Consider the following 18279-nt stretch of genomic DNA (forward strand, 5'->3'; position numbering starts at 1 on the left):
TGTGATACCACTACCGGCTAGTGGTAACACGGCAGCTACCTGACCAGCGTCACGCTGTATACATGCCAATCACCTTGCAGACATGCAAAACTCCGCCTACATCCATATCTAGCGTGCCAGACAGCGGCGATCCCGATGAAGTCAGTGCGCTTGGTGAGCCAATGACCGATAACGGTAGAGCCTGATCTTGCTCAGCGCCCCATTTCGGCAGCTTGCAGGAAAGCAACCATGCCTCAATTTACTCGTCACTCATGCCCCAAACAGACATACCGGTGGCTTTGATATTGGTCAAGGCTGCTGGGTATAGCGTTTGGCTCAGTTCAATATCGACGAGTCTTGGTGCTAAGCGGCATCTAACGCATCTGAAGATGCGTTTACCAATGCGAACACGGATAAGCGATTTACTACTCAACTCCGACACGTGGATGTTCCATGGGGGGCATCAATGGAACGTTCGTGCGCCTTCGCGGGCGAAGCATGCACTACGGGGAATGGGCATCAAGAGCACCGACGTCGCCTCCGGCTAAAACTTCAGCGTTACCGACAGTGCCCTCTGCCTCCTAGCTTATAACTGTCTTCGTCCTCTCTGACTCAAAACCATACCCGGATGCCAGCGACAAAGCGCGCCTCTGAAACATCCCCGTCCTCCTCACGCACCAGGTCTGCAGTGTTGCCATAGGAGCGGCTCCAGGAAACACCGATATAGGGCGCAAACTGCCGGACGATCTCATAGCGCAGACGCAAACCAAGTTCGGTATTGGCCAGCCCCGACCCTACGCCTCGTTCTGGATCGTTCTTGCCATAGAAGTTCACCTCGGCTGTCGGCTGGAGAATCAGCCGGTTGGTAAGCAAAATGTCGTACTCACCCTCGAAGCGGGCTGCGGTCTGGCCATTCTCACCAATAAATGCGGTAGCCTCTGCTTCGAAGTCATAGAGCGCCAGCCCCTGAATGCCAAACGCCGCCCACGTTTGAGGTGACTCCGGCTTAAAATCCTGGCGGACGCCGGCAACCACATCCCACCAGGGTCCGATTGAGCGCCCATAAAGCAGCTGCAGTTCAGCATCCTCGGTAACGCCGTTGGTGCGCTCCCCCTCCGAGCGAAACCAGACCCGATTGATATCACCGCCCAGCCAGCCGGAGGCGTCCCAAGCCAAGGTGCTGCCTTCATCGGCATCCTGATATTCGAATCGATCAAGCAGAAAGAAGCTGTTGATGGCGCTGTCATGCACCTGATGGCCGGGCAGCGGCGGAAACGCCGCCTTCCGGTCGGCGTCCGTAAGAACCGGAATGGGCGTACGACTGGTCGCTCTCGCAACGTCAGCGGAGCCATGGTTCATCTTGGAATGATCCATGGCGCTATGATCCATCTCACCCATTTGCCCTTGCATGGCGCCGTGATCCATCTTGCTGTGATCAGCCGCAGGAGTCTGGTTCTGCGACGTTCGCACCCTGGTTGGCTGGCTATGATCCATGCCTCCCATTGCGCTCGGTGCAGAGCCATGATTCATCTGGCTATGGTCCATGGGCATAGAGCCATGGACCATCGCGGAATGGTCCATTTCAGCAGCTGCGGTGAAACCACCGCTGAGGGCGCTCAGCGATACAGCCAGCGCTATGAACGAAGGACGCGTGATCCTAGTGGTCATGGTTCGAACCTGCCTCGGCTTTGCCGCCATGCCCACCCATCATTTTTTTATGATCCATCCCATCATGATTCATGGAACCGTGATCCATAGCGCCATGGTCCATTTGCTTCATCTGGGATGTCTTTTCTTGCGACGCAGGAGCCGCTTTGCCACCAGCACCCTTGTGCGTTTCAGCCGAGTGCTGGGCATGCTCGTTGTGATCTTGATTTGCCATCGAGGTAGGGACGTACAAGGTGGCTATCAGGCTCAGCACGGCGACACCACCAAACAGCGCTTTTCGTTTCAGCAAATTGCTCATTGAATCTCTCCTCTACTCGTCCACACGAACTTCACGGAACATGCCCATTTCCATGTGAAGCAACAGGTGGCAGTGGTAAGCCCAACGCCCCAATGCATCGGCCGTCACGCGATAACTACGTTTCGAGCCCGGCGGGATGTCGATGGTGTGTTTGCGCACCAGAAAGTTGCCGTTCTCGTCTTCAAGATCACTCCACATGCCATGCAGGTGAATTGGGTGGGTCATCATCGTGTCGTTGACCAAAGTGATACGAACACGCTCGCCATACTTGAGTCGCAGCGGTTCAGCATCAGAGAACTTGATACCGTCGAACGACCAAGAAAACTTCTCCATGTGCCCGGTGAGGTGCAGTTCAATGGTGCGGCTCGGATCGCGGCCGTCCGGATCGAGGAAGGTGCTGCGAAGATCAGAGTAAGTGAGGACTTGACGCCCGTTGTCACGCAGGCCGATTCCCGGGTCGCTCAGATTTGGCGCCGGCGTCATGGTCTGCATGTCAACTAAAGGGTTATTGGTTTCGGAAGCCGGGTGCGACTGCATCGTGCCATGGTCCATCCCCGCCATTTGGCTGTGATCCATACCGGACATGCTGCCATGGCTCATGCCTGCCATTTGGCTGTGGTCCATGCCTGCCATCTTGCTGTGATCCATACCGGCCATAGAGGCCATCCCGCTCTGCATAGAGCCATGCTCCATGCCATCCATGCTGCCGTGATCCATGCCCATGTCGGCCATTGAGATAAGCGGACGAGGGTCGACCTCTGGGACAGGCGCGCTCAGCCCTTCGCGAACCGCCAAGGTGCCCCTGGAATAGCCGGTACGATCCATGGATTGCGCGAAGATGGTGTAAGCCTGCTCGTTTTCGGGTTCGACGATGACGTCGTAGGTTTCGGCCACGGCGATGCGGAACTCATCGACACTGACCGGTTTGACGTACTGCCCATCAGCCGCAACCACCGTCATCTTCAGACCAGGAATACGGACATCGAAGTAGGTCATGGCTGCAGCATTAATGAAACGCAGTCGAATTTTTTCGCCCGGCTTGAAGATGCCCGTCCAGTTGCCGTCCGGCGCCTGGCCGTTCATGAGGTAGGTGTATGTGTAGCCACTGACGTCGGCAAGATCCGTAGGGCTCATCTTCATCTCGGCCCACATCTTGCGGTCGGCAATAGCAGCGGACCATCCCATCTCGCTCACGTCATCAATGAAGTCACCGACGGTGCGTTTGTGATAGTTGTAATAGTCCGATTGCTTCTTCAACTTTGCCAGGACCCGATCCGGATTCTCGTCGGTCCAGTCGCTCAACAGCACCACGTAGTCACGATCGTAGCTGAAAGGTTCGGGATCTTTCGCATCGATCACCAAGGCACCATAAACTCCGGCCTGTTCTTGGAGGCCCGAATGGCTGTGGTACCAATAGGTACCATTCTGGTTGACATCAAATTTGTACTCGTACATGCCGTCCGGAGCGATGCCATGGAAGCTCAAGCCAGGCACACCGTCCATGTTGGCCGGCAGGATAATGCCGTGCCAGTGAATGGACGTATCCTCCTGCAAACGATTGCGAACCCGAAGAGTGACTGTATCTCCTTCCCGCCAGCGCAGGATCGGCCCTGGAAGTGAACCATTGATAGTCATTGCGGTGCGGGCCGCACCCGTTATGTTTACTGGAACCTCACCAATGAACAGATCAAAGTCGTTACCGGTCAGCACGTTAGCTTGTCCTGGGCTAGTGACCGCCCAAACCGGCACGCGCCACATGCCCAAGCCACCAAGTATTCCAGTTGCGGCTAACCCTTTGATGAAGGTCCGCCTTGTGGGTTTTCTATGCATATTTCTTCATCCAATTATTAGATGAGCTGGTAGTTTTAATCCAGCTTCGGGCTTGTGGCGCCCTGATGAATATTTAAAGCACGCAGTAACTCAAAAAACTTGCTGATCAGTCCTGATAAGCGAACTTACAAGATAACAACCATGCCCCACTCATTAAGCGGGGCAGTACTTTTACGTTAGGCGCTTAACGTATCTCTACCTTGCCGACCATTCCCGCTTGATAGTGTCCCGGAATATTGCAAGCAAACTCCAGATTCTTTGTTTTCGAGAACGTCCAGATCAACTCTTCGCGGGCGCCGGGTTCGATCAGAACACTGTTCGGATCGTCGTGTGTCATCCCGCCATCCATTTCACCCGCCATATGACTCATGTCATGAGCACCTGTCGGGGTAAGCATGCCGCTGCGAAACATCGCAATCATTTCCTGCTCGTGCGCGGCATGGGTGTCCGAGTAGCCGAGGTTGAATTCATGCAGCAGGGCTCCGTCGTTATGCAACACGAAACGGACCGTCTCACCCGCCTTGACTTCAATCGTCTCAAGCGCAAAGACGTTATCGCTCATTCGTACCTCAATGGTGCGATCCACCGCCTGCGCGTCGCCCGGCTGTCCAAAGTCGAGCGCATGACTATGGCCAGGGGCGGCCATTGCAGCAGTCGTGCTGAAAACCAAACCCAGTGCGGAAAAAAGGGAAAGAGAATAAATTTTCATTGGCTGGAGCTCATTCAAGTGATTGAGGAGTACCCAAGAGTAGGACGGCTGACCTGCCGGCTGGCTTACCCTGAAATTACATTTGTGTAACGTTCGGCCCGCCTCTTTAGCAAAAGGCGCAAGCAGAAAAAAAGGCGCCCGAAGGCGCCGTGAAGGCCAAGGAGCAATGAGGAGGGCCTAAAAAATCTACTCGCCATAACGCCGTGCGGAGCCACACCGGATCGTGAGCACAACCGATACCCTGCAAACTCTAAACGCCCTGTTCTGTCGGCAACCTGAAGCGGGCGTTACATTTTTGTAAGCTTCTGGTTGAGGGCACTAATTGCCTGCACACTCAGGCTGTCGAGTTTCGGAGTCTGTACGCATGAAATTACTGGTAGCTGAAGACGAACCCAAAACCGGGGCGTATCTGCAACAAGGCCTGACTGAAGCCGGATTCACTGTTGACCGGGTCATGACCGGGACAGATGCGCTTCAGTACGCGTTGAGTGAAACCTATGACCTGCTGATTCTGGACGTGATGATGCCCGGGCTGGATGGGTGGGAGGTGCTGCGCATGGTCAGGGCAGCCGGGAAAGACATGCCGGTGTTGTTCCTGACCGCCCGTGATGGCGTGGAAGACCGCGTCAAAGGCCTTGAGCTGGGCGCGGACGACTACCTGATCAAGCCGTTCGCTTTCTCCGAGCTTCTGGCAAGGGTCAGGACCTTGCTTCGCAGGGGCAATGGCTCCCCTACCCAGACCACCCTGAAAATTGCTGATCTCGAAGTGGACCTGCTGAAACGCCGCGCCATCCGTGCCGGCAAGCGGATCGACCTGACCGCCAAGGAATTTGCACTGCTGGAATTGCTGATGCGCCGGCGCGGCGAGGTGCTGCCGAAATCCCTGATTGCCTCTCAGGTATGGGATATGAACTTCGACAGCGACACCAATGTCATCGAGGTCGCGGTGCGCCGTGTGCGCGCAAAAATAGACGACGACTTCGAGCCCAAGCTGATTCAGACCGTGCGCGGCATGGGCTATATGATGGATGCGCCGGAATGAGCGTGCGCCACCTTTCGCTGACCGCCCGCATGAGCCTGATGTTCATGTCAGTAGTGGTGGTGGTTCTGACGATGGCCGGCCTGAGTTTCAACGTGCTCAGCCAGCACCACTTCGAAGTGCTGGATCGACAGGCCCTGGTCGAGAAGCTCGAATCGACCCGACACATCCTTAATAACGCACGCAGCGACGCAAGCCTCACCGAGGAACTGCCGCAGTTACGAGCGCTGCTCGGTGCCCATCATGATCTGGCGGCGACCATCCTGAGCGGTGATGGCAGGGTGCTTTTTTCCGATCCCAAGGCAGCCGATGTCCCGGAAAGCTTCAGGCATGCGGAAGAGCAAAGCATGTGGGAATGGCAGAATGCAGGACACCTGTATCGAGGGATGACTGCGCAAATTTCCGTGGCAGACAAGTCCGAACCCCTCACAGCTCTGTTGATTCTCGATGTCACGAGCCATGCGCACTTCTTCGAGACCTTGCAGCGATGGTTCATTGCCGGGCTAGTAATCAGCGCCCTGATCAGTGCCGCTCTAGGCTGGGTCGTTGTTCGAAGCGGGTTAAGACCTCTTCGGCAAGTGACCCACCTCGCAACATCAATGTCAGCCCGGTCGTTACAGGAGCGAATTCCGCTAGAGCCAGTACCACTAGAGCTGCAGCAGCTCGTTCTGTCCTTCAATGCGATGCTGGGCCGCCTGGAAGATGCCTTCGTACGGCTGTCCAATTTCTCGGCTGACATCGCCCATGAACTGCGAACCCCTGTCAGCAATCTGATGACCCACACCGAGGTAGTGCTCACCCGAAAGCGGGACCTTGATGCTTACGAGGAGAACCTCTACTCCAATCTGGAAGAGCTGAAGCGGATGTCACGCATGATTGACGACATGCTCTTCCTGGCAAAATCCGACAACGGATTGATAGTCCCCGAACAGGGCTCAGTCGAACTTTCCAATCTGACTTCAAAGCTTCTTGAGTATTACTACCTGCTGGCCGAAGAGCGCGGCATACGCCTCTCAGCTTCAGGCAGAGGCGAGATACTGGGAGACAAGTTGATGCTCAATAGAGCCCTCTCCAACTTGCTATCCAACGCACTGCGTTATACCCCGACCGGGGAAAGCATCTCGGTAACGATTAGCGGGACGGAAGAGACGGTCACCCTCAGCGTCGAAAATCCTGGTGGGACGATCAAGCCAGAACACCTGGACAAACTTTTCCATCGATTCTATCGGGTCGATCCAGCGCGGCGCGAGGGCAGCCCAAGCAATGCCGGCCTCGGCTTGGCAATCACAAAATCCATCGTTGAGGCCCATAAAGGCACAATCTGGTGTACCTCGAAAGATGACGTGACTGGCTTCCATATGCAATTCCCGGCTAAACCGTATAGCAGCAAAGAAAAACATATTTAATATCAGATAGCTGCAGCGCACGAACAACCTTACAACATTGTAATGTAACTCATCGAAACAGACGGACTCCAGACCGGTCTATCGAGTGGGCTTGGCTGATGAAAGCCTCTGCCCGCTTAAGGCTCAAAACTAATCATGAAGTTCTGGAGGATATATGGACAACAAAATGTTTTATAACTGCATCCAAGCTTGCTCTAACTGCGCCCTTGTGTGTGAAAGCTGCGCATCTGCTTGCCTACGCGAAGAGAACGTCCGAGCCATGGCACGCTGCATTGAACTCGACAGAGATTGCGCTGACGTGTGCGCTCTGGCAGCCAGACTTATGAGTCGCCAGAGCCAGCTATCCAAAGAATTATGCGCACTGTGTGCAAAGATCTGCCGGGCCTGCGGCGAAGAGTGCGCCAAGCATCAGATGGATCATTGCCAGGAATGCGCAAAGGCTTGCATGAAGTGTGCTGAAGAATGTGAACGCATGGCTGCGTAGTCGAACTTGCTGCCTTTGCCAGGGCAATCTCAAGCCTTGGCAAAGACAGCAATTAGCCCTTAAAAAATCAGCCGTTATTGATGCCAACCGGCACGCCTCGGTATTCTACAGTATGAATGACGCCATCGGGGGTGCGAATCTTTATTTCATATGGCCGTACACGACCATCAGAGCGACCCATAACTCTCTTGCCCTTATAATCCACGCTTAAAACCTTACCATCCTTAAGAAGTTTATTTAGAACCTGCTTGCCATCAGCCGCCGAATAATCATGTCGCATCTGCGATTCATGGCCACCTTCAGTCGCCATCGCCAAAGAGGCAGCCATAGTTAGAGCGAGAACAGTGAGCGTTTTTTGCAGGCCTTTCATGATTAATACCTCCGGGTAGTTGATGCCTATAGCTTAAAGGCATCACCCTTACGGCATGCTGATTCGATTATTACAACTTAGTAAGTTAACTAATTATTTATATAGGGCCATATGCTGGCGGCATGCACGGATACCCGAGAGCGAAAACCCGCCACAGGCTTACAGAAATGTAATGCTTGGGTCAGGCCAATGTCAGCCGTTCGCGGGTACTCTATATAAAATATCTCCGAGTGCGCGCAGGGTTTAACAGGAGCGGTAATGTCTCAGGCCAATCAGCCACACCCCACACTTCAGACCCCATCGGATCGTGACCCTGTTTGTGGCATGACGGTCAAACCCGACAGCCCGCATCAGACCAGCCACGCCGGCCAACAACTGCTTTTCTGCAGCCAGCGCTGTCTGGAAAAATTCACTGCCGAGCCCAGCAGATATCTGGATGCCGGGCATGCTCATGGCGAGACGCCGACCGTCGATCACGGCGCCGAATACACCTGCCCGATGCACCCCGAAATACTGCAGATCGGCCCAGGCACGTGCCCCAAATGCGGCATGGCCCTAGAGCCGGTCATGCCCGAACTGGAAGAAGAGGACAACCCGGAGCTCAGGGACTTTTCTCGACGCTTCTGGTGGACGTTGCCGTTCACCGTGATTGTCACCGTGCTGGCCATGGGCGGGCATGCCCTCAGTCCGTTCCACGGCGCCACGCAGAACTGGGTCGAACTGGCGCTAGCCACCCCGGTGGCGCTCTGGGCTGGCTGGCCCTTCTACGTGCGCTGCGTGCAATCGTTCATCAACCGTAGCCCGAACATGTGGACGCTGATCGGCCTCGGAACCTCCGCCGCCTACCTGTACAGCCTGATCGCCACCCTGGCGCCCGGCGTATTCCCCGACCACTTCATGCAGGGTGAACGCATCGGCGTGTACTTCGAGGCGGCAGCGGTGATCATCTCGCTGACCCTGCTCGGCCAGATCCTCGAACTCAAGGCGCGCTCGCAGACCTCGGCGGCGATCAGGTCGCTGCTCGGCCTGGCGCCCAAGACCGCGCGACGGATCAATGCCGATGGCAGCGAAGAGGACATTCCCCTCACCCATGTGCACAGCGGCGACAAGCTTCGGGTGCGCCCAGGCGAAAAAGTGCCGGTTGATGGCTTGGTGGTGGAAGGCGAAAGCGCGGTGGACGAGTCGATGTTGACCGGCGAGCCGGTGCCGATCATGAAACGCGCCGGTGACAGCCTGATCGGCGCGACCCTCAACAGCCACGGCAGCCTGGTGATGCAGGCACAAAAAGTCGGCAGCTCGACCATGCTTGCGCAGATCGTCCAGATGGTGGCCCAGGCGCAGCGCTCCAAGGCGCCAATGCAGCGGCTGGCCGACGTCATTGCCGGGCGTTTCGTGCTGGCGGTCATCGCCATTGCTATCCTGACCTTCGTGGTATGGGGCCTGTGGGGTCCGGAGCCGAGCTGGGTGTTCGGTCTGATCAACGCAGTCGCGGTACTGATCATTGCCTGCCCCTGCGCCCTGGGCCTGGCCACGCCGATGTCGGTGATGGTCGCCACCGGCAAAGCGGCCGGCAGCGGCGTGCTGTTCCGCGATGCTGCCGCGATAGAAAACCTGCGCAAGATCGACACTCTGATCGTCGATAAGACCGGCACCCTCACCGAAGGCCGCCCTGCTTTCCACAGCGTCGAGGCGGCGCCCGGCTTCACGCGGGACGAGGTGCTGCGACTGGCCGCCAGCCTGGATCAGGGCAGCGAACATCCCCTGGCACACGCCATCGTCGATCATGCCCGTGCCCAGGGCCTTGCGCTGAGCACGCCTGAAACCTTCGAATCGGCCTCCGGCATCGGCGTGCGTGGCAAGGTTGACGGCCGCGACTTGCAGTTGGGCAACACCGCGCTGATGAATGATGCCGGCGTGGATGCCAGCCCGCTCAAGGGGCATGCCGAACAGCTGCGCGGCGAAGGCGTGAGCATCATGTTCCTGGCCGTGGACAACGTACTGGCCGGTCTGCTGGCGGTTTCCGACCCGATCAAACCGACCTCAAAACTGGCGATCCAGCGCCTGCAGGCAGACGGCATACGGGTGATCATGGCCACCGGCGATGGCCTGACGACTGCCCGTGCCGTAGCCCGCGAACTGGGTATCGAGGAGGTGCACGGCGAGGTCAAGCCGCAGGACAAGGAACGCCTGACCGCCTCGCTGCAACAGCAAGGGCACCGCGTGGCCATGGCCGGCGACGGCATCAACGACGCCCCGGCCCTGGCGCGCGCCGATATCGGCATTGCCATGGGCACCGGCACCGACGTGGCGATGAACAGCGCCCAGGTCACGCTGGTCAAGGGCGACCTGCTCGGCATCCTGCGCGCGCGCAGCCTGTCGGTGGCCACCGTGCGCAACATGCACCAGAACCTGACCTTCGCCTTTCTTTACAACGCCCTGGGGGTCCCTCTGGCAGCCGGCCTGCTCTACCCGCTGACTGGCCTCCTGCTGTCACCAATAATCGCAGCGCTGGCGATGAGCATGAGTTCCGCTTCGGTGGTGTTCAACGCCTTGAGATTGCGCAAAGTATCAATCGATTGAGGTCCTTGACCTTGCCACCTTGGCAAGGTTGAGAATTGCCTCAACCTCAACAGCAACCTCGCAAGGAGATGCCATGAGCACCGTTGAATTGAACGTCAAAGGCATGAGCTGCGGCTCATGCATCCTGCATGTCACCGAGGCGCTCAACGCAGTTGAAGGCGTCACCGAGGTTGATGTCGACCTGCAAGCGGCCCTTGTGCGGGTCAGCGGTGAGTGCGACAGCGATGTGCTTGTCGCCGCTCTGGGTGATGCTGGATACCCCGCTCAACTGAGCAGTCCGGCGGCCTCATCGAGCACTGCGAAGAAAACCGGATGCGGTGGCAGCGGCGGCTGCTGTTGCAAATGAGCAATCCATTGAAAACAGGTTTTTTATGTCCAGAAGACTGACTACCGCGGCGCTCGCCGCTCTACTGCTAAGTGGCGCCGCCCAGGCCGCGCAACCCATGATCATTGATGTGCACCGCGACGCCAACTGTGGATGCTGCAAGGACTGGATTACCTACCTGGAGAACAACGGCTTCGAAGTCCGCGACCACGTCGAACGCAACATGAACACAGTCAAGCAAGACCTCGGCGTGAAACCGCGTCTGGCTTCCTGCCATACAGGCGTGATCGATGGAAAGTTCGTTGAAGGTCACCTGCCCGTGGCGCAGATCCTGGAGCTTCGCAAGCGCCCTGACCTGCTGGGCATCGCCGTGCCAGGCATGCCGGCTGGCTCACCAGGCATGGAGTATGGCGACGTCAAACACCCGTACCAGGTGATCGGGATAACCCGCACTGGCCGAGAAAAGGTCATTGCCAATTATCCGCTGGAACAAGCCCCGCATTAATAGCGACTCGCCGGGCGGGCTGGTACTGGCTGGCATCCTGCGATGCACTGAATCGCAGCGGAGGCCATCCCCCCCAGCCCGCACTTCAAAAATCCCGGCTCCGTTAACAAGCTGAAATAGACCTCCTTTTCGTTATTAGCCCGCGAGATGGTCATGTCCCGCCTCCTGCCGTATCTGCTGCTGCTACTGCTTGCCTTGCCAGCCAACGCCGAGATATTTGATTCTTCGCGTCCTCAGTCGGCTCTGTTCGGCACTCCGCTGAACAACAGCCAGGATTTCCTTCCGGTAGACAAAGCCTTCCGCCTCGACCTGTTGGAAACCGGTAAGGACAGTGTCCGCCTGCGCTTCATAAATGCCGAGGGTTATTACCTCTATAAACATCGCTTCGCATTCACCAGTGACCACCCGCAAGTGTCAATCGGCACGCCGCAATGGCCCGCGGCCGAACCGAAAACCGATGAATTTTTCGGCGATGTCGAGGTGTTCTACGGCGTTACCGACTTGCTGCTACCCGTTAATAACCTCCTGAACACACCGTTCACCTTACAAGTGAGCTATCAGGGCTGCGCTGATCTGGGGCTGTGCTATCCGCCAGAGATTCGCAGCTTCGAGGTAGGTGATCCCTCCCTCATTGCAGCCGTGCAACAAGGGGTCGCCATTGACTGGCGTAGTCTGGCGCTGTTCTTCCTGGCTGGCTTGGGCCTGACTTTCACACCCTGCGTGCTGCCGATGCTGCCAATTCTGTCTGGCGTGGTATTACGCGGACAACTCGGCGGAATGCGTGGATTACGCCTATCGCTTGCCTACGTACTCCCCATGGCTGCCAGCTTCGCCCTGCTTGGTGCGCTAATGGGCATGTTCGGCGCTGGCCTCAACCTACAAGCGCGCCTGCAGTCACCGTGGCTGTTGGTGCCCTTTGCGATGTTCTTCACTGTTTTCGCCCTGGCCATGTTCGGCGTATTCGAGTTGCGCATGCCGCGCTTGATCACCGAACGACTGGATCGCCTGGCCGGCCAAACCCGCGGGGGTTCAATGTTGGGCGCCGCCACGCTCGGCGTACTGTCGAGCCTGCTGGTTTCGCCCTGTGTGACTGCCCCTCTGGTCGGCGCACTGCTCTACATCAGCACCACCGGCGACGCACTGGGTGGCGGCCTTAAGCTGTTTGCCCTCGGGTTGGGCATGGGCGCGCCGCTGGTATTGTTCGCCATCGGCGGCGGAGCATTGCTACCCAAGTCTGGTACCTGGATGGTCGGTGTGCGCAAAGCCTTCGGCGTGATGCTGCTGGCTGTCTCTGTATGGCTGCTGGAACGCGTGCTACCCGCTCCAGTGACTTTGGCCTTGTGGGGCCTTTTGGCAGTTGGCAGCGCGATTTGGCTCGGTGCATTGGAGTTCACCCTCAAGTCCGGCCGGCAAAGGCTCGCCCAACTACTCGGTGTGGCACTACTGGTCTACGGTGTCAGCGCCTGGCTCGGCGCTTTGCAAGGTCAATCCGATCCGCTGCGACCGCTGGGTCAGCTGGACGCCAATGCCGTACTTCCGACCGGCGCTAACGCCGGCTGGCAGACTGTGGATACACCAGCAGCTCTGGATGCCGCTCTGCTGTCAGCGAAAGATGCCGACCAACCACTGCTATTGGACTGGTACGCCGACTGGTGCATCAGTTGCAAGGTAATTGAACGAGAAGTGCTGGCAGCGCCCGCCGTGCGTGAGCAACTGACCGGTTACCGACTGGTGCGCTTCGACATAACGCGTAGCGATGCCGAGCAACGCACCCTGCTTGACCGCTACCAGCTGTTCGGCCCACCGGCACTGCAGTTATTCGCTCCCAATGGCGAAGAATGGCAAGATCTCCGCACTGTTGGCGAAACCGACGCTGAGAGTTTCGTCAAACGCCTGCGCCAAGCCAACGGCCGAAACTAGATTAGCCCCCTCCACTTCTGGAGGGGCGTGTTCTACCCCTGGCTAGCCAGCAAGCTAACGGAAATGCAATCGCCGCTACAGCCTACTGTCATCAGAGCAGCCGGCGGTGCCGGCCCAACATTCCTTTCAGGCCAAGCACATCGCAACAACTGAAATCTAAGCTCTAGCCACCATCGACAGGCGCTCAATAGGCCCACCAACTGACGAGACCAGAACTAGCGACTTACCATCATCAACAGGCTCGACGGACATTTCCGCACCTTGGTCCAGCAGCCGCATACCATCGAAGCGGATAGTAAGGTACGTACTGGCCGCTTCTATCTTGTTCTGCTCCAACAAATCGAGCCGATCGGCCCAGTCTTGCATCATTTTCCGGCGGGGCTCCACATACAAGGCGTGATTGTAAGTGGCGCTGACCTTGTTGGGGTCCGTGTGCGAGAGCTGGGCATCCACCCAGTTCTTGGGGTAACCAAACTCGTTGAGCGCCGTGGAGAGCGTGGCACGGATGCCGTGACCTGTAAGCAAATCCTTATAGCCCATGCGCGTGATCGCACCGTTCAGTGTGTTCTCGCTAATGCGCATTCTCAGCTCGCTTCGATGCGCAAATAGATAGCGCTGGGCTGGCTTGAGCTGCTCCAGCAGATAGCGAACGATCTCGATGGCTTGGACCGATAACGGCACGACATAGGGCGGAATATCCTGCGGCCTCTGTCCACGCTTGCGCATACCATCCTGCAGTTGCTTGACCACCTCAGGGGGAATGATCCATAAGCCGCGCTCAAGATCGAACTGATCCGGAGTCGCCAGGCGGAGCTCCCCAGTACGCACACCCGTCAGCAACAGCAAACGAATACCGAGTTGCGTAGTGATCCTGCCCCTATAACGGCGCAGCTTGTTCAGCAGATTGGGCAGCTCAGGTAGCCGCAGGAATGGATTGTGGGCCACAGGCGGTTTGGGGACGGCCACGACGCTCAGGTCCGATGCCGGGTTGCCATCCAACCCTTCGACTTTCACCATGGCAAAGCGGAACAACTGTCTGAACCAGGTACGCACCTTCTCCGCAGTCGTGAATGCCCTACGCTGCTCGATGAAAGCAAGCACGGCCAGCAGGTCGGGACGACGGACGTCATAGACGGAGACGCTGCCCAAGGCAGGAAGCACATCTTTATCAAAGATACGCTGTATCTGCGAGAGGGTACTCTGCCTGCCCTCCTTTAGTTCCAGCTTGCGGTGGGCAAGCCACTGCAGATACACAACCTTGAAGCTGTTCTCCGTCGCGAAACGGACAGCTCGAAGTTTTTGCTTACGATCAATCTTGGGATTGATGCCTTTCGCTACTAGGGCGCGGGCCTCATCGCGTAATGCACGTGCTTCCCGGAGGCTAACCTCCGGATAGGTGCCCAGCGACATTCGTTTCTGTTTGGTAGCCCAATAATATCTGAAGTGCCAAGACTTTCCGCCAGAGGCAGATACCGCCAGAGACAGGCCATCGAAGTCGGTGAGGGTATAGTCTTTGCCAGCCGCCCGAGCCTGCCGGACAGTGACGTCTGTGAGCGCCATGGTTCAGCTCCTGAACATAGGTCAGGGCTAGATCCTTGCCTCGCAGACCACGCTCCTCCAGCAACAATCCGGAAACCACGCACCCCGTAAAGATGGACTTAAAAGTGGACTTAAACGTCCTGGCTGGGGGTGGTTTACAGTGGATTTCGCTGGAACGAAAAAAGGGCCGTAAGGCCCTTTTTTCAATGACTTATAGACTTCAGTGGACGTCTATAGATCATAATTTGGAGCGGGAAACGAGACTCGAACTCGCGACCCCGACCTTGGCAAGGTCGTGCTCTACCAACTGAGCTATTCCCGCATCGTCTTGGTGACGGGCGCCATTTTATAGTTTCAGGACGCCCCGTCAAGCCCTTGATTAAAAAAGTTTTTATTTCTTTTCCGTAGGGCTGAGATGGGGCCAGGCGACCATCAGGTAATTCACCATCGACCACAGCGTGAGGCCTGCGGCGACTATGAGCAACGCATAGCCCAACCCAACCCAGACGGTCATCAGCGGAGGATTTGCTAGCAGAACGATGAGCGCCACCATTTGTGCTGCCGTCTTCCACTTGCCCAGATTGGACACCGCCACCTGGGCCCGAGCGCCCAGCTCTGCCATCCATTCGCGCAAAGCCGAAACCACGATCTCCCGGCCGATGATGATCGCGGCCGGCAGGGTCAGCCAAAGGTTCGAATGTTCCTCGACCAGCAGAACCAGGGCCACGGCAACCATCAACTTGTCCGCGACCGGATCAAGAAAAGCGCCGAAGGGTGTGCTCTGTTGAAGTTTACGAGCGAGGTATCCGTCTAGCCAGTCAGTGACAGCGGCGATGGCGAAAACGGCGCTTGCCGCCAGATAACTCCACTGAAAAGGCAAATAGAACAGCAGTATGATGATCGGAATCAGCAGTACGCGCAGCACGGTGAGAATGTTTGGGATGTTCATCGATACCACTGGGTCCGCGGATTTAGGAGGGGATTCTACTCACTGTGCAGAGCGGCATAAATCGACTCGGCAAGCTTTTTACTGATACTTGGAGCCTTGGCGATTTCGTCAAGGCTCGCACGGCTGAGTTCTTGAAGACCACCGAAGTGCTTGAGCAGTTCTCGGCGGCGTTTCGGTCCGATGCCAGGTACACCTTCCAAAGTCGAGGTTGTACGCGCTTTCCCCCTTCGCGCTCGGTGACCGGTGATTGCGAAACGGTGGGCTTCGTCGCGCACCTGTTGGATCAGATGGAGCGCAGGTGAATCGCCCGGCAACGTAAATTCATGTGCCGCATCATTCAGGTACAGCGTCTCGAGACCCGGCTTGCGGCTAACGCCCTTTGCCACACCCAACAGGATCAAGTCAGGCACTGCCAGCTCCTGTAGCACTTCGCGAGCCATGTTCAGCTGGCCCTTACCGCCGTCCACCAGCAGGATATCGGGCAGCTTGCCCTCCCCCTCGGCTGCTTTCTTGAAACGGCGCGAGAGCGCCTGGCGCATCGCCGCATAGTCGTCACCAGCAGTGACGCCTTCGATGTTGTAGCGCCGGTAGTCGGACTTCAGTGGCCCTTCCGGGCCGAATACCACACAGGATGCGACGGTGGCTTCGCCACTGGAGTGGCTGATGTCGAAACATTCAAGCCGGCTCGGCTGCTCATCCATCTCCAACGCCTCAGCCAGTGCCTGGAACCGTGCAGCCAGATGCTGACGGCTCGCCAGCCTCGCGCCGAGCGCTTGTTCGGCGTTGGTCAGCGCCAGCTGTTGCCAACGCGCCCGGGTACCGCGAACCCGATGGGTGATGGTCAACTCCAGGTTACGCAGCTCGGCAACCGCGCTGATCAGGGTTTCGAAGTCCTCATGTAGCGCATTGACGATCAGCTCGGAGGGCAGATCGCGCTCCATGGAGCTGAGGTAATACTGCTCCAGGAACGCCTGGAGCACATCGCTGACGCTTTCTTCGATGGCAACCTGAGGAAAGAAATTCTTGCTGCCCAGCACTCGGCCGCTGCGCACGCTGATCAGATGGACGCAGGCGCCACCCGGGCTCACCACGGCGGAGACGATATCGACGTTGCCGCTGCCACCCTCCATGCTCTGCTGGTCCTGGACGCGTCGCAGGATGCCAATCTGGTCCCGTATCTCCGCGGCACGCTCGAAATTAAGCTCCATAGCGGCCTTTTCCATGTTCTTGGAAAGCTCCTCCGTCAGGGCATTGCTGCGCCCTTCCAGAAACATGACCGAATGCCGAACGTCTTCGGCATATTCATCCGCGTCAACCAGGTTTACGCATGGAGCCTTGCACCGCTTGATCTGGTACTGCAGGCATGGGCGGGTGCGATTTCGGTAATAGCTGTCTTCACACTGGCGTACAAAAAAAGCTTTCTGCAACAAGCTCAGGCTTTCACGAATCGCGCCGGCGCTGGGATACGGGCCGAAATAACGGCCGATCTCTTTCTTCGCGCCTCGGTGGATGCTGAGCCGAGGAAAATCGCCACTTGAAAGAAACACATAGGGATACGACTTATCGTCGCGTAGCAGGATGTTGTATGGCGGCCGCCATTGCTTGATGAGCGTCTGCTCGAGCAGCAGCGCTTCTGTTTCGTTGGCCGTGATCGTTGTTTCGACCTGGGCGATCCTGGCCACGAGCGCGGCCGTTTTCGGCGCCTGCCCGACCTTACGGAAATAACTGGCCAGGCGCTTCTTGAGATTCTTCGCTTTCCCTACATAAAGCAGCTTGGCTTCAGCGTCGAACATCCGGTAGACACCGGGACGTCCACTGCAAGAAGCAAGCAACGCTGAGGAATCAAAGCCGCGCATCAATTGACGGTGTCGACCATGCCGTGTCGGACAGCCAGCAACGCCAGCTCGACATCGCTGGTTATCGAAAGCTTTTCGTAAATGCGATAACGATAGGTATTGACGGTCTTGGGCGACAAACAGAGCTTGTCGGAAATAGTCTGGACCTTCTGACAGTTGGCGATCATCAGTGCGATCTGGATCTCCCGTTCGGACAACAGGTCGAAAGGCGAACCGTTAACCTTGGGCTGAAAGGACTTCAGTGCGAGTTGCTGGGCGATCTGGGGGCTAATGTAGCGCTGGCCGGCAAAAACCATCCGGATTGCCTGAATCATTTCATCCAGTGCGGCACCTTTGGTCAGGTAGCCGGCCGCACCGGCCTGGAGCAGTCGTGTAGGAAAAGGATCCTCTTCGCAGATCGTGACCGCAATGACCTTGATGTCCGGGTGGCTACGCAGCAGCTTGCGCGTCGCCTCGAGGCCACCGATGCCTGGCATCTTGACGTCCATCAACACAACGTCCGGCTTGAGGTCGCGGGACTTCTTGATCGCCACCTCACCGGATTCCGCCTGACCTACCACTTGCAGGCCGTCGATATCGGCGAGCATGCGGGAAATGCCTGTGCGTACCAGATCGTGGTCATCGACCACAAGCACCCTAATCAAACAGACACCTCATCCTGTACAAATCTGAAGCTGGCTGACTGCTCGCTTCGTAGGCGGCGACTTTAACAAGAATTTGCCGCCTTACGCAGACCATACATCGCAATGTGTCATAGTGCCACCATCTAACGAGGTGACATTTACGGTGAACGTGTGTCGGTGGGCCGAAGTCTGACGTATT

15 protein-coding genes, 1 tRNA gene and 1 pseudogene are annotated in these 18279 nt (G+C 57.3%); 7 read left to right on the plus strand and 10 right to left on the minus strand.

The genetic code is table 11. The features are described from left to right. Positions 1-591: 591 nt before the first annotated feature. From NA637_RS15735 to NA637_RS15750, 4 genes are all read right to left on the minus strand, one after another. On the minus strand, positions 592-1647 hold the full coding sequence (locus tag NA637_RS15735; RefSeq protein WP_041771771.1) for a copper resistance protein B: 1056 nt from the start codon (positions 1645-1647) through the stop codon (positions 592-594). Beyond that, positions 1637-1945 carry a hypothetical protein gene (locus NA637_RS15740; RefSeq protein WP_003287672.1) on the minus strand — a complete coding sequence of 103 codons (309 nt, stop codon included), beginning with the start codon at positions 1943-1945 and terminating at the stop codon, positions 1637-1639. Before NA637_RS15740 ends, NA637_RS15735 begins: the two co-directional genes overlap by 11 nt. Positions 1946-1957: 12 nt before the next feature. Further along, positions 1958-3775 carry a copper resistance system multicopper oxidase gene (locus NA637_RS15745; protein WP_080564987.1) on the minus strand — a complete coding sequence of 606 codons (1818 nt, stop codon included), beginning with the start codon at positions 3773-3775 and terminating at the stop codon, positions 1958-1960. A gap of 184 nt (positions 3776-3959) precedes the next feature. Further along, positions 3960-4484 carry a cupredoxin domain-containing protein gene (locus tag NA637_RS15750; RefSeq protein WP_003287669.1) on the minus strand — a complete coding sequence of 175 codons (525 nt, stop codon included), beginning with the start codon at positions 4482-4484 and terminating at the stop codon, positions 3960-3962. 364 nt (positions 4485-4848) lie between these two features. Between NA637_RS15750 and NA637_RS15755 the strand changes: the two genes are divergently transcribed. The 3 genes from NA637_RS15755 to NA637_RS15765 all read left to right on the plus strand — a co-directional run bounded on the left by NA637_RS15755 (position 4849) and on the right by NA637_RS15765 (position 7413). Next, complete coding sequence (locus NA637_RS15755) at positions 4849-5526, plus strand: heavy metal response regulator transcription factor (protein WP_003287667.1); 678 nt, start codon at positions 4849-4851, stop codon at positions 5524-5526. Then, on the plus strand, positions 5523-6929 hold the full coding sequence (locus NA637_RS15760) for a heavy metal sensor histidine kinase (RefSeq protein WP_272889171.1): 1407 nt from the start codon (positions 5523-5525) through the stop codon (positions 6927-6929). The genes NA637_RS15755 and NA637_RS15760 overlap by 4 nt, the downstream gene beginning before the upstream one ends. A gap of 154 nt (positions 6930-7083) precedes the next feature. Continuing rightward, positions 7084-7413, plus strand: coding sequence for a four-helix bundle copper-binding protein (locus NA637_RS15765; protein WP_181083826.1), 330 nt, complete (start codon positions 7084-7086; stop codon positions 7411-7413). 67 nt (positions 7414-7480) lie between these two features. On the opposite strand, the gene NA637_RS15770 is transcribed toward NA637_RS15765, so the two are convergent. Next, a complete protein-coding gene (locus NA637_RS15770; protein WP_181083828.1) occupies positions 7481-7783 on the minus strand; it encodes a hypothetical protein in 303 nt (100 codons plus the stop codon). A gap of 324 nt (positions 7784-8107) precedes the next feature. On the opposite strand from NA637_RS15770, the gene NA637_RS15775 reads away from it, so the two are divergent. The 4 genes from NA637_RS15775 to NA637_RS15790 all read left to right on the plus strand — a co-directional run bounded on the left by NA637_RS15775 (position 8108) and on the right by NA637_RS15790 (position 13113). Beyond that, a complete protein-coding gene (locus tag NA637_RS15775) occupies positions 8108-10363 on the plus strand; it encodes a heavy metal translocating P-type ATPase (RefSeq protein WP_423836741.1) in 2256 nt (751 codons plus the stop codon). A 73-nt stretch (positions 10364-10436) separates the two neighbouring features. Further along, positions 10437-10709 (plus strand): heavy-metal-associated domain-containing protein, encoded by a 273-nt coding sequence (locus NA637_RS15780; RefSeq protein ID WP_125863370.1) that lies wholly within the window; start codon positions 10437-10439, stop codon positions 10707-10709. Between the two features lie 25 nt (positions 10710-10734). Next, positions 10735-11193 (plus strand): DUF411 domain-containing protein, encoded by a 459-nt coding sequence (locus NA637_RS15785; protein ID WP_256073289.1) that lies wholly within the window; start codon positions 10735-10737, stop codon positions 11191-11193. A 153-nt stretch (positions 11194-11346) separates the two neighbouring features. Then, positions 11347-13113 (plus strand): protein-disulfide reductase DsbD, encoded by a 1767-nt coding sequence (locus tag NA637_RS15790; RefSeq protein ID WP_177431828.1) that lies wholly within the window; start codon positions 11347-11349, stop codon positions 13111-13113. Positions 13114-13397: 284 nt separating this feature from the next. Here NA637_RS15790 and NA637_RS15795 read toward each other — a convergent pair. The 5 genes and pseudogenes from NA637_RS15795 to gacA all read right to left on the minus strand — a co-directional run. Then, positions 13398-14673 (minus strand): annotated as a pseudogene (locus NA637_RS15795) (tyrosine-type recombinase/integrase); the annotation flags it as partial. Between the two features lie 225 nt (positions 14674-14898). After that, positions 14899-14974 (minus strand) — tRNA-Gly (locus NA637_RS15800). Between the two features lie 69 nt (positions 14975-15043). After that, the gene (pgsA, locus tag NA637_RS15805; RefSeq protein ID WP_256073306.1) at positions 15044-15601 is read right to left on the minus strand and encodes a CDP-diacylglycerol--glycerol-3-phosphate 3-phosphatidyltransferase; all 558 of its coding nucleotides are present in this window, start codon (positions 15599-15601) and stop codon (positions 15044-15046) included. 35 nt (positions 15602-15636) lie between these two features. Further along, the gene (gene uvrC, locus NA637_RS15810; RefSeq protein WP_423836740.1) at positions 15637-17457 is read right to left on the minus strand and encodes an excinuclease ABC subunit UvrC; all 1821 of its coding nucleotides are present in this window, start codon (positions 17455-17457) and stop codon (positions 15637-15639) included. After that, complete coding sequence (gene gacA / locus NA637_RS15815; protein WP_256073291.1) at positions 17457-18101, minus strand: response regulator transcription factor GacA; 645 nt, start codon at positions 18099-18101, stop codon at positions 17457-17459. Before gacA ends, uvrC begins: the two co-directional genes overlap by 1 nt. Between the last annotated feature and the right edge of the window lie 178 nt (positions 18102-18279).

Source organism: Stutzerimonas stutzeri, assembly GCF_024448935.1.
Classification (GTDB): domain Bacteria; phylum Pseudomonadota; class Gammaproteobacteria; order Pseudomonadales; family Pseudomonadaceae; genus Stutzerimonas; species Stutzerimonas stutzeri_AO.